At 65.8% G+C, this 14,411-nt stretch carries 12 protein-coding genes; 8 read left to right on the top strand and 4 right to left on the bottom strand.

The window, feature by feature from the left end; translation table 11 throughout:
* Positions 1-48 precede the first annotated feature (48 nt).
* Genes HU230_RS20410 through HU230_RS20390 form a run of 5 tightly spaced genes read left to right on the top strand, consistent with a single transcriptional unit; the run spans position 49 to position 4,550 of the window.
* A complete protein-coding gene (locus tag HU230_RS20410; RefSeq protein WP_176530141.1) occupies positions 49-918 on the top strand; it encodes a branched-chain amino acid ABC transporter permease in 870 nt (289 codons plus the stop codon).
* Between the two features lie 7 nt (positions 919-925).
* Positions 926-1,954 (top strand): branched-chain amino acid ABC transporter permease, encoded by a 1,029-nt coding sequence (locus tag HU230_RS20405; RefSeq protein ID WP_176530142.1) that lies wholly within the window; start codon positions 926-928, stop codon positions 1,952-1,954.
* Positions 1,951-2,703: an ABC transporter ATP-binding protein gene (locus HU230_RS20400; protein ID WP_176530143.1), complete on the top strand. Its 753-nt coding sequence runs from the start codon at positions 1,951-1,953 to the stop codon at positions 2,701-2,703. Before HU230_RS20405 ends, HU230_RS20400 begins: the two co-directional genes overlap by 4 nt.
* Complete coding sequence (locus tag HU230_RS20395; RefSeq protein WP_176530144.1) at positions 2,696-3,412, top strand: ABC transporter ATP-binding protein; 717 nt, start codon at positions 2,696-2,698, stop codon at positions 3,410-3,412. The genes HU230_RS20400 and HU230_RS20395 overlap by 8 nt, the downstream gene beginning before the upstream one ends.
* 19 nt (positions 3,413-3,431) lie before the next feature.
* Positions 3,432-4,550, top strand: a complete 1,119-nt coding sequence (locus tag HU230_RS20390; RefSeq protein WP_176530145.1) for a cobalamin-independent methionine synthase II family protein — start codon at positions 3,432-3,434, stop codon at positions 4,548-4,550.
* A 20-nt stretch (positions 4,551-4,570) separates the two neighbouring features.
* Here HU230_RS20390 and HU230_RS20385 read toward each other — a convergent pair whose 3' ends face one another.
* Complete coding sequence (locus tag HU230_RS20385) at positions 4,571-6,301, bottom strand: caspase family protein (protein ID WP_176530146.1); 1,731 nt, start codon at positions 6,299-6,301, stop codon at positions 4,571-4,573.
* A gap of 185 nt (positions 6,302-6,486) precedes the next feature.
* On the opposite strand from HU230_RS20385, the gene HU230_RS20380 reads away from it, so the two are divergent.
* From HU230_RS20380 to ahcY, 3 genes are all read left to right on the top strand, one after another.
* On the top strand, positions 6,487-7,842 hold the full coding sequence (locus tag HU230_RS20380) for a hypothetical protein (RefSeq protein ID WP_176530147.1): 1,356 nt from the start codon (positions 6,487-6,489) through the stop codon (positions 7,840-7,842).
* A 60-nt stretch (positions 7,843-7,902) separates the two neighbouring features.
* Positions 7,903-9,099, top strand: a complete 1,197-nt coding sequence (gene metK, locus HU230_RS20375; RefSeq protein WP_092115495.1) for a methionine adenosyltransferase — start codon at positions 7,903-7,905, stop codon at positions 9,097-9,099.
* Between the two features lie 201 nt (positions 9,100-9,300).
* Positions 9,301-10,728, top strand: a complete 1,428-nt coding sequence (gene ahcY, locus HU230_RS20370) for an adenosylhomocysteinase (RefSeq protein WP_176530148.1) — start codon at positions 9,301-9,303, stop codon at positions 10,726-10,728.
* A 362-nt stretch (positions 10,729-11,090) separates the two neighbouring features.
* Here ahcY and HU230_RS20365 read toward each other — a convergent pair whose 3' ends face one another.
* Genes HU230_RS20365 through HU230_RS20355 form a run of 3 tightly spaced genes read right to left on the bottom strand, consistent with a single transcriptional unit; the run spans position 11,091 to position 14,406 of the window.
* Positions 11,091-11,897: an IclR family transcriptional regulator gene (locus HU230_RS20365; protein ID WP_176530149.1), complete on the bottom strand. Its 807-nt coding sequence runs from the start codon at positions 11,895-11,897 to the stop codon at positions 11,091-11,093.
* Between the two features lie 29 nt (positions 11,898-11,926).
* Entirely contained in the window at positions 11,927-12,691 is a 765-nt protein-coding gene (locus HU230_RS20360) for an SDR family NAD(P)-dependent oxidoreductase (protein ID WP_224943400.1), read from the bottom strand.
* A complete protein-coding gene (locus HU230_RS20355; protein ID WP_176530150.1) occupies positions 12,688-14,406 on the bottom strand; it encodes an FAD-dependent oxidoreductase in 1,719 nt (572 codons plus the stop codon). Before HU230_RS20355 ends, HU230_RS20360 begins: the two co-directional genes overlap by 4 nt.
* Positions 14,407-14,411 lie beyond the last annotated feature (5 nt).

Raw genomic sequence — 14,411 nt, 5'->3', positions numbered from 1 at the left:
TTGCCCGGAAATAAATGATGAGTGGCTGTCAGGATTCGTCATCTCTCCATGGCCTCTATCCTCACCAATTTGTTCGACGGCGTCGCCTACGGCATGCTGCTGTTCGTGCTGGCCTGCGGGCTTGCGGTGACGCTCGGGCTGATGAACTTCGTCAACCTCGCGCATGGCGCCTTCGCGATGGCCGGCGGCTATATCTGCGCCGTGCTGGTCAACAATTCCGGCTGGCCGTTCTTCGCAGGTCTGCCACTCGCCTTTGTCGGGAGTGCTGCGATCGGCGTTGCGCTGGAGCGCACGCTGTATCGCCATCTCTATCGCCGCAGCCATCTCGATCAGGTGCTGTTCTCGATCGGTTTGGTGTTCATGTCGGTCGCGGCGGTCGACTACATCATGGGATCGTCGCGGGTCTTCATCAAGCTGCCGGCGGCGCTGGAAGGGCAGATCAATCTGTTCGGCGTCGGCATCGGCCGTTACCGGCTGATGATCGTCGTGATCTGCGGCCTGCTGACGCTGGCGCTGCAGCTGATCCTCGCCAAGACGCGGTTCGGAAGCCGCCTGCGCGCCGCGGTCGACGATCCGCGCGCCGCGATCGGGCTCGGCATCAACGTGCCGCAGGTGTTCGCCTTCACCTTCGCCTTCGGCTGCGGCCTCGCCGGGCTCGGCGGCGCGCTGAGCGCGGAGATCCTCGGGCTCGATCCGTACTTCCCGCTCAAATTCATGATCTACTTCCTGATCGTGGTCACGGTCGGCGGCTCCTCCTCGATCACCGGGCCGTTCCTCGCATCATTGCTGCTCGGCATCGCCGACGTCGCCGGCAAATATTACGTGCCCAAGGTCGGTCCCTTCGTGATCTACACCGTGATGATCGTGATCCTGCTCTGGCGCCCGAACGGCCTGTTCGGCCGCACCGCGGCGCGGTGAGGCGGGCATGACCGCGCTGTCCGACGTCTCCACTCATGCGATGGCCAGCGCGCGCTGGCGGATCAGCGAGGTCGCCTTCTGGGTGCTGGCGCTTGCCTGCGCCTTCCTGTTTCCGTCGCGCTATCTGATCATGACCGACATCGTGCGGCTCGGCCTGTTCGCACTGTCGCTCGACCTGATCCTCGGCTATGCCGGCATCGTCTCGCTCGGCCATGCGGCATTCTTCGGCGTCGGCGCCTATTCGGCCGGCTTGCTGGCGCTGCACGGCATCATCAACGAGCCCGTCATCGCGCTGGTCGCCGCCGGCTTCGTTGCGGCCGTGCTCGGCTTCCTGACCAGCTTCCTGGTCATTCGCGGCGTCGATCTGACGCGGCTGATGGTGACGCTCGGCATCGCGCTGCTGCTGGAAGCGCTCGCCGAACGCTTCTCTGATATCACCGGCGGCACCGATGGCCTGCAGGGTATCGAGATGCAGCCGATCCTCGGGCTGTTTGCCTTCGACATGTTCGGCAAGACCGGATTCTTCTACTCGCTGATCGTGCTGTTCGTCCTGTTCCTGTTCGCCCGTCGCGTGGTGCATTCGCCATTCGGCCTGTCGCTGCGCGCAATCAGGAACAATCCGCTGCGCGCGGCCGCAATCGGCATACCGGTCAACCGCCGCCTGATCGCGGTCTACACGCTCGCCGCCTTCTATGCCGGGATCGCCGGCGCGCTGTTCACCCAGACCACGGCGTTGGCCTCGCTCGACGTGTTTTCCTTCGAGCGCTCCGCCGACCTGATGCTGGTGCTCGTGATCGGTGGCACCGGTTATCTCTATGGCGGCCTGATCGGCGCCGTGGTTTTCAAGATGCTGCAGGAGGTGTTTCAGAGCATCACCCCGCAATACTGGCTGTTCTGGATCGGCCTCGTGCTGGTCGTGATCGTGATGGTCGGCCGCCCACGGATCCACCGCTGGGCGCTGTTCGTGCCGAACCTGATCATCGGCCAGTTCGCCGGCCGCAAGGCCGCCGCCGTGCCGGAGAGTGACCCGTTATGACGATCGCGCTCGAAACCCGCGGCCTCGAAAAATCCTTCGGCGGTCTTCGCGTCACACGCGACCTTTCGCTGAAGGTGATGCAGGGCGCCCGCCATGCGCTGATCGGACCGAACGGCGCCGGCAAGACCACCGTCATCAACCAGCTGACCGGCGTGCTGACCCCGAACAGCGGACAAGTCTTGCTCGAGGGCAGCGACATCACCGGCCTCTCCGTGCACAAGCGGGTGCTCCGCGGGCTGTCGCGTACCTTCCAGATCAACCAGCTCTATCCCGACCTGACCCCGCTCGAGACCATCGGGCTTGCGGTCTCCGAGCGAATGGGCCGCGGCGGCGACTGGTGGCGGCGGATGGGGACGCGAAGCGACGTTAACGCCGAGATCGCCGAGATCCTGTCGCACTTCCATTTGCTGGATGTGATGACCGAGCTCACCTCGACATTGCCCTACGGCAAGCAGCGCCTGCTCGAGATTGCGGTCGCGATCGCCGCCAAGCCGCGGGTGCTGCTGCTCGACGAGCCCGCGGCCGGCGTGCCCGAGAGCGAGCGCCACGATATCCTGGCGGCGGTCGCAGCATTGCCGCGCGACGTCACCGTGCTGCTGATCGAGCACGACATGGATCTCGTGTTCTCCTTCGCCGACCGCATCTCGGTGCTGGTCAATGGCGGGCTGCTCACCGAGGGCGCGCCCGACGAGGTCGCGCGCGATCCGCAGGTGAGGGCGGTCTATCTCGGCGAGGCGGCCGATGTCTGACCTGCTCTCCATCAAGGGCTTGCGCGCCGGATATGGCGAGGCGGTGGTGCTCCCCGACATGTCGCTGGCGCTTGCCGAGGGCCAGGTGCTGGCGCTGCTCGGCCGCAACGGTACCGGCAAGACCACGCTGATCAATTCGATCGTCGGCATCGTCAGGCGCCTCAGTGGCAGCGTCGCGCTCGCAGGCCACGACATCACGGCACTGCGGCCCGACCAGCGCGCCCGTGCCGGGATCGGCTGGGTGCCGCAGGAGCGCAACATCTTCCGCTCGCTGACGGTGGAAGAGAACATGACCGCGGTGGCGCAGCCCGGTCCGTGGACGGTCGAGCGGGTGTACGAGATGTTTCCGCGGCTGAAGGAGCGGCGCGGCAATTTCGGCAACCAGCTGTCCGGCGGCGAGCAGCAGATGCTGGCGATCGGCCGCGCGTTGACGCTGAATCCGAAAGTGCTGCTGCTCGACGAGCCGACCGAAGGCCTCGCGCCGATCATCGTTGAGGAATTGTTAAAGGCGATCGGAACCATCACGCGATCCGGCGGCATCTGCTCGATCATCGTCGAGCAGAATGCACAAAAGATTCTCGGGCTCGCCGACCGCGTTGTGATATTGGAACGCGGAACGATCGTGCACGATGCGGCAAGCAGCGCGCTGAAGGCCGATCCCTCCGTCCTCGAGCGCCATCTCGGCGTCGCCGGGACCAAGAAACACTGACGCCCTCAGGGAGTTGACCATGCAGCGAACCAAGCCACCGTTCCGCGCCGACGAGGTCGGCAGCCTGTTGCGGCCGCCGAAGATCAAGGAAGCGCGCGCCAGGCTGGAGAAGGGCGAGATCTCGGCCGACGAGCTGCGCAAGATCGAGGACATGGAGATCGAGAAGGTCGTGCACAAGCAGGCCTCGGTCGGCCTGAAGCTTGCGACCGACGGCGAGTTCCGCCGCTCCTGGTGGCACTTCGATTTCCTCAGCCACCTCACCGGCTGCGAGTTGTTCCATCCCGACATGGGCATCCAGTTCGCGGGCGTGCAGACCCGGCACGACGCCATCAGGGTGATCGGCAAGCTCGACTTCTCCGATCATCACCCGATGCTCGATCACTTCAGGTTTCTGAAGAAGTACGCCGACCAGGCGCATGTTGTGCCCAAGATGACGATCCCGTCGCCGGCGGTGCTGCACTTCCGCGGCGGCCGCAAGCTGATCTCGAGGGAGGTCTATCCGGACCTTGAGGAGTTCTACCAGGACCTCGGCAAGACCTATCGCAAGGCGGTGAAGGCGTTCTACGACGCCGGTTGCCGTTACCTGCAATTCGACGACACGGTGTGGGCCTATCTGTGCTCGCAGGAGGAATTGCAGAAGTCGCGCGACCGCGGCGACAATCCCGATGGCCTGCAGGAGATCTATGCCCGCGTCATCAATTACGCGATCGCCGATCGTCCGTCCGACATGGTGATCACGACGCATGTCTGCCGCGGCAATTTCCGGTCGACCTGGATTTCCTCCGGGGGCTACGAGCCGGTCGCCGAGACCATGCTGGCCGGCACCAATTACGACGGTTACTTCCTCGAATATGATTCCGATCGTGCCGGCGGCTTCGAGCCGCTGCGCTTCCTGCCCAAGGGCAACAAGGTCGTGGTGGTCGGCGTCATCACCTCGAAGTTCGGCGAGCTCGAGAAGAAGGACGACATCAAGCGGCGGCTGGAGGAGGCATCGAAGTTCGCGCCGATCGAGCAGCTCGCAGTGTCCCCGCAATGCGGCTTTGCCTCGACCGAGGAGGGCAACATCCTCTCCGAGGAAGAGCCGTGGGCCAAGCTCAGGCTCGCGGTCGAGGTCGCGAACGAGGTGTGGGGCAAATAGGCTTCGCTGTCTCGTTCTCGTCATTGTTCCGCCAGATAAACCTCGCCGAGCAGCGAGGAGTTCGACCACGGCACCTGCTTGCCCTTGGTCGCGGCGACGACCTCGGCGCGGACCCGCGTCAGCATCTGCTGCACCTCGAGGCCGGGCGTGCCGACATGGCGCGACAGCGCCGCGGAGAATGGGCTGTTGGCGCCTTCGCCGTCGAGCGCGACCTGGCCCGGCGCGGTTGCAAACGCGATCAGCGTGCCGGCGCCGAGCGTCGAGCCCGACCCGAGCGAAGCCGGTGCGGCAAGGCCGGAGCCGGCCTCGATGCCGCGGCTCGGGCCTGCGGATGCCACCTGCGGCGCCATCGGATTGTTGCGGCAGGCATCGAGGATCAGGATGTTGGTGCGGATCAGATCGTCGAGGCCGGCCATGATGGTGTCCATGTCGACCATCGCGTCGGTCATGCGGCCGCCCGCCTTGAACTCGATATCGACCGGCACGAGGTAGTTGCGGCCGTCGACCTGCACGCCGTGACCGGCGTAGTAGACCACGGCGATCTGCGACCGCGCCGCCTCGCGCAGGAAATCGTGGATCGTCTTCTGCATCGCGTCGCGATCGAGATCGAGGCCCTCTGAAACGGTGAAGCCGATGTCGCGCAGGCTCCTGGCGATGGCACGCGCGTCGTTGGGCGGATTGGGCAGCGCCTTCACATGCGCATAGGCGCCGTTGCCGATCACCAGCGCGACGCGCCGGCCGGTTGCTGCGGCCTGCACGCGTGCCGCGGGTGCGGCCGGAGCTGCTGCCGCGGGCGCCGGCGGTGCGGGCGCAGGGCCGCTCTCGGCGGCAGGCGCCGCCGCGGTCTTGCGCGGTGCTGCGTCGGCCTCTTTCAGCAGTGCGAGCCGCACCTTGGCGGTGGCCTGGTTGGCCTTGCTGCCGGCGTCGGAGGCCTGGCCCTCGAGCACCGCGGTGTAGTCCTCCTTGGCGTGCGCTGCGTCGCCCTTCGCCTCATAGGCGAGGCCGCGCTGGGTGTAGGCCGAGATCAGCACGCTGCCGGGCGGCGTCATGATGTTGACGGGCGTTTTCGCCTTCGCGAGCCGGATCGCTTCTGAGGTGTCCGCAATCGCGCGCGCGATGTCGCCCTTGGCGCGCCAGATCACGGCGCGGCTGATCAGCGGCTGCGGCAGCGACGGGTCGATCCTGACGGCCTCGTTGATGTCGGCGAGCGCGCCGTCGAGATCGCCGAGCGCCTGCTTTGAGGCGCCGCGGTTCTGATAGGAGAACGCCGACTTCGGACCGGCCTTGATCGCGGCGTCATAGTCGGCGATGGCCTTGGCGTAGTCGCCCTTGCCGCGATAGGCGTTGCCGCGGTTGTGAAAGATGATGCCGCTCGGCGGCCCCATGCGCAGCGCGTCGTTGAAGTCGGCAATCGCGATGTCGTACTCGCCCTTGTCGTAATAGGCCGAGCCGCGCAAATTGTAGACGGCAGTGCTCGGCTTCAGGCGCAGCGCCTCGGTGGCGTCAGCGATCACCTGGGCGTAGTTGCCCTTCTTGTTCCAGCCCACCGCGCGCCAGAAATGGATCGTCGCGAGCTTCTCGCCGGAAAACACCTTCAACGCGATGATCTTCGTGCAGGCGTCGATCATCTGGTCGGCTGGCGTGGTGTCGGTCGTGCAGAGCGAGCCGAGCTGGGAGCGCGCCTGGGCGAAGCAGGGCGCCGACCACAGGATGGCCGCGAGCAGGCAGGGGATCAGGAGCAGTCGGCGCATTGGTCATCCGGGGCTAGGGCCGTCACGGTGGTCGGCGGCGGGGAGGCGGTCCAAGAGGCTATCCATGACTGTTTGGTGATCGGCCGTGGAGGGGGGTTCAACTGGTGGGAAAATGGTGATAAGACCTCGCCGCACACTATCTCTGCCCACTTTTGTCCCACTGGCCTCTGCCCACTCCAGGCACCATGAAGAACGACGAAATCCTCAGTCAGATCACGGATTTCTGCCGTCACTCCGACATGGCGGAGACGACGTTCGGCCGCCGTGCCGTCAACGACGGCAAGCTGGTGCACCGGCTGCGCGAGGGCAAGCGCATCACCATCGATACGCTCGACCGCATCAATGCGTTCATTGCGACCTCGACGCCGGGCGGCGTGGCGCCGCCGCGCGGGCTCGTGGTGCCGCCGGAAAAGCGCGATCCGAGGGGCAATTTCCGCTTTTTCGAGAACCGGCAGCGCTATCTGCTGTTCGTGCACACCTGCAGCGAGAAGCGGGTCATCGCCGACCGGGTTGCGCTCGAATTGGCCGCGATCCACCCGCGGCCGCCGGCGCTGCGGGTGTTCGATGCCGGCATGGGCGACGGCACGGTGCTGGCGCGGGTCCTGCGTGCCATGCATGGCCGCTTCCCACATATGCCGTTCTATGTCGCCGGCAAGGAACTGAGCCTGGAGGACGTCCGCCTCACCCTCGACAAGGTGCCCGACCGCCTGTTCGAGCATCCGGCGAGCGTCTTCGTGTTCACCAACATGTATTACGCCGAGGCGCCCTGGTTGACGCCCAAGAACTCCGCGGCGGCCGCCAGCATGATCTGGCACGAGGTGGCCCTCCGCGGCGCGTCTTCCGGCGAATTCGAGACCCAGATCGCGGAACTCGGTCCATTCCTGGAGCAGAACTGGCGCGCCAATCTCAGCCCCGGCAATGCGATGCCGATCTATGAGCGGCCGGTGGCGCTGGTGCTGTACCGGGACGATCACCGGTTCCTGCTCGATTCCATCATTCCCCGCGCCGGCCGGAGCGAGGCCAATTTCGACCTGGTGATCGCCTCGCAGCCCTATCGGGCCAAATCCTCGGTGAATTTCCGCGCCAAGCGGATCATCGCGCCGCTCGCCCGCGCGCTGCGCGGCGGCGGACGGCTGATAGGAATCCACTCCCACGGAAGCGATCCCGGACTTGAAATCATTCAAGCCGTCTGGCCCGGAGAAAATCCTTTCGCCGTCAGCCGTCATGAGATACTGCGCGCGGTGAAATACGAGTTGGGCTCGGCCGGCCGCGAGCTGAACTTCAACGCCTACGCCGATAACCGTTCGATCTTCCGATATGATATGGAAGCGCTGCCTAATGAGGTGACCGGCTCGATCGGAACCTCGACCGCCTTCGCCGCCTGGAACGCAGCAGTGTATGTCGCGCAGATCGAAGATGAGCGGTTGACTGAAACGACCGAAAACGGACGAGCTCTCGAGGCCACACGCGAGGTCCTCCGTAAACACAACGGACTGTGGTTTTACGACGAATCCTACGTCATCTCGCGGCGACGAGACTGACATTCCGGGGACATATTCACCAACCAACGTCGGACTTCGACGAAACAAGGGGTTTGCTTGATGCGCGCGTCTTATCTCTTCACCAGCGAGTCGGTCTCGGAAGGCCATCCGGACAAGGTCTGCGATCGCATCTCGGATGAGATCGTCGATCTGTTCTATCGCGAGGGGCCGAAGGCGGGCATCGACCCGTGGCAGATCCGCGCGGCGTGCGAAACGCTCGCGACCACCAACAAGGTGGTGATCGCCGGCGAAACCCGCGGACCGGCCTCTGTCACCAACGAGCAGATCGAGGGCGTGGTTCGCTCCGCGATCAAGGACATCGGCTACGAGCAGGACGGCTTCCACTGGAAGACCTGTGACATCGAGATCCTGCTGCATCCGCAGTCGGCCGACATCGCGCAGGGCGTCGACGCGCTGCAGCCGGGCGAGGTCAAGGAAGAGGGGGCCGGCGACCAGGGCATCATGTTCGGTTACGCCACCAACGAGACGCCGGACCTGATGCCGGCGCCGATCTTCTACGCCCACAAGATCCTGCGGCTGATCTCCGAAGCACGTCACTCCGGCAAGGAGAAGGTGCTCGGTCCGGACTCCAAGAGCCAGGTCACCGTGCAGTACGAGAACGGCAAGCCGGTCGGCGTTCGCGAGATCGTGGTGTCGCACCAGCATCTGGTCGAGGACCTCTCGTCCAGCCAGATCCGCGACATCGTCGAGCCCTATGTGCGCGAGGCGCTGCCGAAGGAGTGGATCAACGGCAAGACGATCTGGCACATCAATCCGACCGGCAAGTTCTTCATCGGCGGTCCCGATGGCGACTCCGGCCTGACCGGCCGCAAGATCATCGTCGACACCTATGGCGGCGCGGCTCCGCATGGCGGCGGTGCGTTCTCCGGCAAGGATCCGACCAAGGTCGACCGTTCGGCCGCCTATGCCGCGCGCTACGTCGCCAAGAACATCGTCGCGGCCGGTCTCGCCGATCGCTGCACGCTGCAGCTAGCCTACGCGATCGGCGTGGCGCGTCCGCTGTCGATCTACATCGACACCCACGGCACCGGTAAGGTGTCGGAGGACGAGCTCGAGAAGGCGGCAGCCAAGGCGATGGATCTGACGCCGCGCGGCATCCGCAGCCATCTCGATCTCAACCGCCCGATCTACGCGCGCACCTCGGCCTACGGCCATTTCGGCCGCACGCCGGACAATGAGGGCGGCTTCTCCTGGGAGAAGACGGATCTCGTCGAGCAGCTGAAGCGCGCGCTCTGACGCTCTTACCTCGCCCCGCTTGCGGGGAGAGGTCGCCGCGAAGTGGCGGGTGAGGGGGACTCTCCGCGAATTCAGTGCGCGGATGGAGCCCCTCACCCCAACCCTCTCCCCGTAAGAACGGGGAGAAGGAGTAGGCCGCGCCGCAGGGCGGTTGGCTCGCTTTGTTACTGACACGCTGAACACACCGACCAGGAAAACAACATGAACGCCCCCACGAAGCCCGGCTTCACCGACTACATCGTCAAGGACATTGCGCTCGCCGATTTCGGCCGCAAGGAGATCTCGCTGGCCGAGACCGAGATGCCCGGCCTGATGGCCACCCGCGAGGAGTTCGGCCCCAAGCAGCCGCTCAAGGGCGCGCGCATCGCGGGCTCGCTGCACATGACGATCCAGACCGCCGTGCTGATCGAGACGCTGGCTGCGCTCGGCGCCGACATCCGCTGGGTCTCCTGCAACATCTATTCGACCCAGGATCACGCCGCCGCCGCGATCGCCGCGGCCGGCATTCCGGTGTTCGCCGTGAAGGGCGAGACGCTGACCGAGTATTGGGACTACACCGCCAAGCTGTTTGACTGGCATGGCGGCGGCACGCCGAACATGATCCTCGATGACGGCGGCGACGCCACCATGCTGGTGCATGCCGGCTACCGCGCCGAGCAGGGCGACACCGCCTTCCTCGACAAGCCCACCTCCGAGGAAGAAGAGATCTTCTACGCGCTGGTCAAGCGCCTGCTGAAGGAGAAGCCGAAAGGCTACTTCTCCGAGATAGCCAAGAACATCCAGGGCGTCTCGGAAGAGACCACCACGGGCGTGCATCGCCTTTACGAGATGGCCAACAAGGGCACGCTGCTGTTCCCGGCGATCAACGTCAACGACAGCGTCACCAAGTCGAAGTTCGACAACCTCTATGGCTGCCGCGAGTCGCTGGTCGACGGCATCCGCCGCGGCACCGACGTGATGCTGTCGGGCAAAGTCGCGATGGTCGCGGGCTTCGGCGATGTCGGCAAGGGCTCGGCCGCCTCGCTGCGCCAGGCCGGCTGCCGCGTCATGGTCTCCGAAGTCGATCCGATCTGCGCGCTGCAGGCGGCGATGGAAGGCTATGAGGTCGTGACGATGGAAGACGCAGCTCCTCGCGCCGACATCTTCGTCACCGCCACCGGCAACAAGGACATCATCACCATCGAGCACATGCGCGCGATGAAGGATCGCGCCATCGTCTGCAACATCGGCCACTTCGACAACGAGATCCAGATCGCTTCGCTGCGCAATCTGAAGTGGACCAACATCAAGCCGCAGGTCGACGAGATCGAATTCCCCGACAAGCACCGCATCATCATGCTGTCGGAAGGACGCCTCGTGAACCTCGGCAATGCGATGGGCCACCCGTCCTTCGTGATGTCGGCCTCGTTCACCAACCAGACGCTGGCGCAGATCGAGCTGTTCGCCAACAACAAGGACGGCAAGTACGCCAAGAAGGTCTACGTGCTGCCGAAGACGCTCGACGAGAAGGTCGCGCGCCTGCACCTCGCCAAGATCGGCGTCAAGCTGACCGAACTGCGCAAGGACCAGGCCGACTACATCGGCGTCAAGCAGGAAGGTCCGTACAAGTCGGACCACTACCGCTACTGATCTACACTGACCGTGATCGATGAAGTGAAGAGCCCCGGCATCGTCCGGGGCTTTTTGCTGAGGTGGTGTGGGGCGGGCCTCTTCGTCCGTCGTCCTGGCTTTCGCCAGGACGACACTGATAGTGTGGCACGGTCTGCTCTACAAACCGTCGTCCCGGCGAAGGCCGGGACCCATACGCTGCGGCGGATGTTGTCGGCGGGACTCGTCGTTCCAGAATCGCGCAACCATTTGCAGCGGTGGTTATGGGTCCCGGCCTTCGCCGGGACGACGATGAGGATGGTTCTGGGTTCATGATGTCAAACAGCCAAGCTCTCGGCGTAATCACCCGCGCATGTGCATGAGAGGGCGGCTGAACACTCTGATCACTTCACCGCAATATCGACACCCCGCACCGTGCCGTGCCCGAGCTGCCGCGAGATGTCGCTCGCGCAATCACGCAGCGCGGTTGCGATCGCGCTGTCCCAGCTGGCGTCGAAGGTGCCCTCGGGTCCCATCGCGGTGATGACCAAAGCGACGTGGCCGGCGTGATCGAACACCGGGGCGGCGAACGCGTTGACGCCGGGGAGGGGATCGCCGATCGCGCGCGCGAGCCCGCGGCTCTGAACCTCGGCAAGCATCTCCGTGGTCTTCGCGTTGATGGTCTCACGCTTCGGATTGTAGCCGACGCCGAGGCGGTCGAGGCCGCTCTCGAGCGCCGTCTTGACGGCGTTCGGCGGCATGAAGGCGGCGAAGGCGCGGCCGGTCGCGGTCTCGAGCAGCGCCACCACCGATCCGACGCGCATCGCGATATGCACGGGATGGCTCGGCTCCTCGAGCCGCACCACGGTTGCGCCGTGGGTGCCCCACACCGACAGCGACACCGCATGATTGATGCTGTCGGCGAGCGCGGCGATCCGCGGCGTCGCGATTCGCACAGCGGAGAGCCGGCGCAGGCTGATCAGCCCGAGCTCGAGCGCCAGCGCCCCGATCTCATAACGGCCGGTGGTCTCGTCCTGCTCGATCAGGCCGATGCGGGAAAAACTCACGAGATAGGGATGCGCCTTGGCCGGCGGCATGCCGGCCTCGCGGGCGAGATCGCGCAGCATCATCGGCTCGCCGCTGCGGGCGAGCGCGCGGAGCAATTCTCCGCCGACCTCGATCGACTGTATGCCGCGGCTTTCTCTCGTCATGTCGCCCTGTCAGTTCTTCGACAATTTGCTTACACGGCGAGAAACCCTCCGTCGACCGGCAGGGTCACGCCGTTCACATAAGATGCCAGCTCCGACGCCAGGAACACCACCGGGCCGACCAGCTCTTCCGGCTGTCCGACGCGGCCGAGCGGCGTGCGCCCCAGAAAGCCGGCGAGCCGGGCAGGGTCGTTGCGGGTCGCCTCGGTCATCGCGGTCTCGATCACGCCGGGCGCGATTGCGTTGACGCGGATGCCGTCGGCGGCGAGCTCGCGGGCGAGCGCCTGGGTGAGCAGCTTCACGCCGCCCTTCGACGGCGCGTAGCCCAGTGTATCGGCAACGCCGAGGAAGGAGGCGATCGAGCCGAGATTGATGATCGCGCCGCGCGTCTCGCGCAGCGCCGGCAGGAAGGCGTGCGTGACGTTGAAGGTGCCGGTCAGGTTGACGTCGAGCACCCGCCGCCAATTGTCGTGCGCGCGCGGGGAAGAGATCCCTTCACGGATGATGATGCCGGCATTGTTGACCAGGATCGCGATCGGCCCGATTTCGCGCGCCACACCCTGCGCCAGGGCGGAGCACGCCTCGGTATCGGTCACGTCGAGCTGGAACGGCCAGGCCGCGCGGCCGCGCTGGCGAATGTCGGCCGCGGTCCGCTCGGCGCCGGCGCGATCGATGTCGGCGACCACGACGTCGGCGCCATGCGCCGCAAGGCCGAGCGCGATGGCGCGTCCGTTGCCGTGCGCGGCGCCGGTCACCAATGCGCGCTTGCCTGCGAGCAGGCTCGCCATCGCGCTCATGCCGCGCTTCTTTCTGCCGCTGCGCCGGCGATGTGCTTGCCCGCGATGTAGCCGAAGGTCAGTGCGGGCCCCAGCGTGATGCCGGCGCCGGGATAGTTGCCGCCCATGATGCTCGCCATGTCGTTGCCGGCGGCATAGAGGCCGGCGATCGGCTGGCCGTCGGCGTCGAGCGCGCGGGCATTGGCGTCGGTGCGGATGCCGGCATAGGTGCCGAGATCGCCGATCACCATCTTGATGGCGTAGAACGGCCCGTGTTGGATCGGCGCGATGCAGGGATTGGGGCCGTGCAGCGCATCGCCCTGGTAGCGGTTATAGGCGCGCGAGCCCTTGCCGAAGACGGGGTCGCGGCCTTCTGCCGCGGTTGTGTTGAACGCCGCGATGGTTGCCTCGAGCGCTTTCGCATCGATGCCGGCCTGCGCGGCAAGCTCGGACAGCGTCGCGCCGCGCTTGAGATAGCCGGTCTTCAGATGGTGGCCGAGCGGCATCGGGCGTGGCGGCACGCAGCCGAGGCCATATTTGCGCAGCGTCTCGTGATCGCAGACGAGATAGGCCGCGATCTCCTCGCCGGGCTTCGCCGCCTTGATCATCGCCTGCACGAAGTCGTGGTAGGAATTGCCTTCATTGGCAAAGCGCTTGCCGTCGCGCATCACCGCGATCACGCCGGGCTTGGCGCGGTCGATGAAATGCGGCATCACGCCCTTCGAGCCATCCTTGCGCGTGGTGACCGAGACCGGCACCCAGGCCGCGGCATTCGGCAGCGAGTCCTCGACACGGCCGCCGGCCGATTCCGCAAGCCGCAAGCCGTCGCCGGTGTTGCCGACAGGGCCCGGCGAATAGTGCTCTTTTCCGGTTGGCGCATGCGGAAACATCTTCTGCCGCCGCGCGACGTCATGCGGGAAACCGCCGCAGGCGAGCACGACGCCACGCTTCGCGTTGACGCGGATGGTGCGGCCTTCGCGCGCGATGACCGCGCCGCGCACCACACCGTTCTCGACGATCAGTTCGCGCACCGGCGAATTGAGCCAGAGCGGGATATTGAGGTCGAAGGCGGATTTCGCCAGCCGGCCGGCCAGCGCGTTGCCGTTGGTCAGCGTCATGCCGCGGCCGTTGCGCATCACGTCGATCGCATGCTTCGACAGCCGCTTGGCGACATAGGCCGCCGAGGTCACTGACCGCGTCGCGCGCATGAAGTGGACAATCTCCTTGCCGGAGCCGAGCATCATGCCGAACACGGTGAGCTCGGGCAGGGGGCTGCCGAGATTTTTGAGGGCGTCGCCGAGTTCGTGGCCGTCGAACGGCCGCGTCACCATCGAGCGGCCGCCCTGCGCGCCGCCGGGCGCTTCCGCGTGATAGTCCGGGAAGGTCAGCGGCATGTCGAAGCGCACCGCGGTCTTCGTCGTGAAGAAGTCGACCGCCTTCGGACCTTCGCTCAGGAACGCGTCGACGCGCGCGGCATCAAAGCTGTTGCCGGCCTCATGGCGCAGATAGGTCTTGGCCTGATCGGGGCTCTCCTCGATGCCCCAGGCCTTGGCCAGCGAGGTGCCGGGAATCCACAGCCAGCCGCCTGAGCGCGCGGTGGTGCCGCCGAAGCGCGGCTCCTTCTCGACCACCAGGACCTTCAGGCCGTGATGGCCGGCGGTGACCGCCGCCGACAGCCCGGCACAGCCGGAGCCGACGACAAGCGCGTCGCAGTCATACGTTTCTTCGTTGGCCACGCGAT

This window comes from Bradyrhizobium quebecense (assembly GCF_013373795.3).
Lineage (GTDB): Bacteria > Pseudomonadota > Alphaproteobacteria > Rhizobiales > Xanthobacteraceae > Bradyrhizobium > Bradyrhizobium quebecense.
This window is presented reverse-complemented; position numbering and strand designations above follow the sequence as displayed.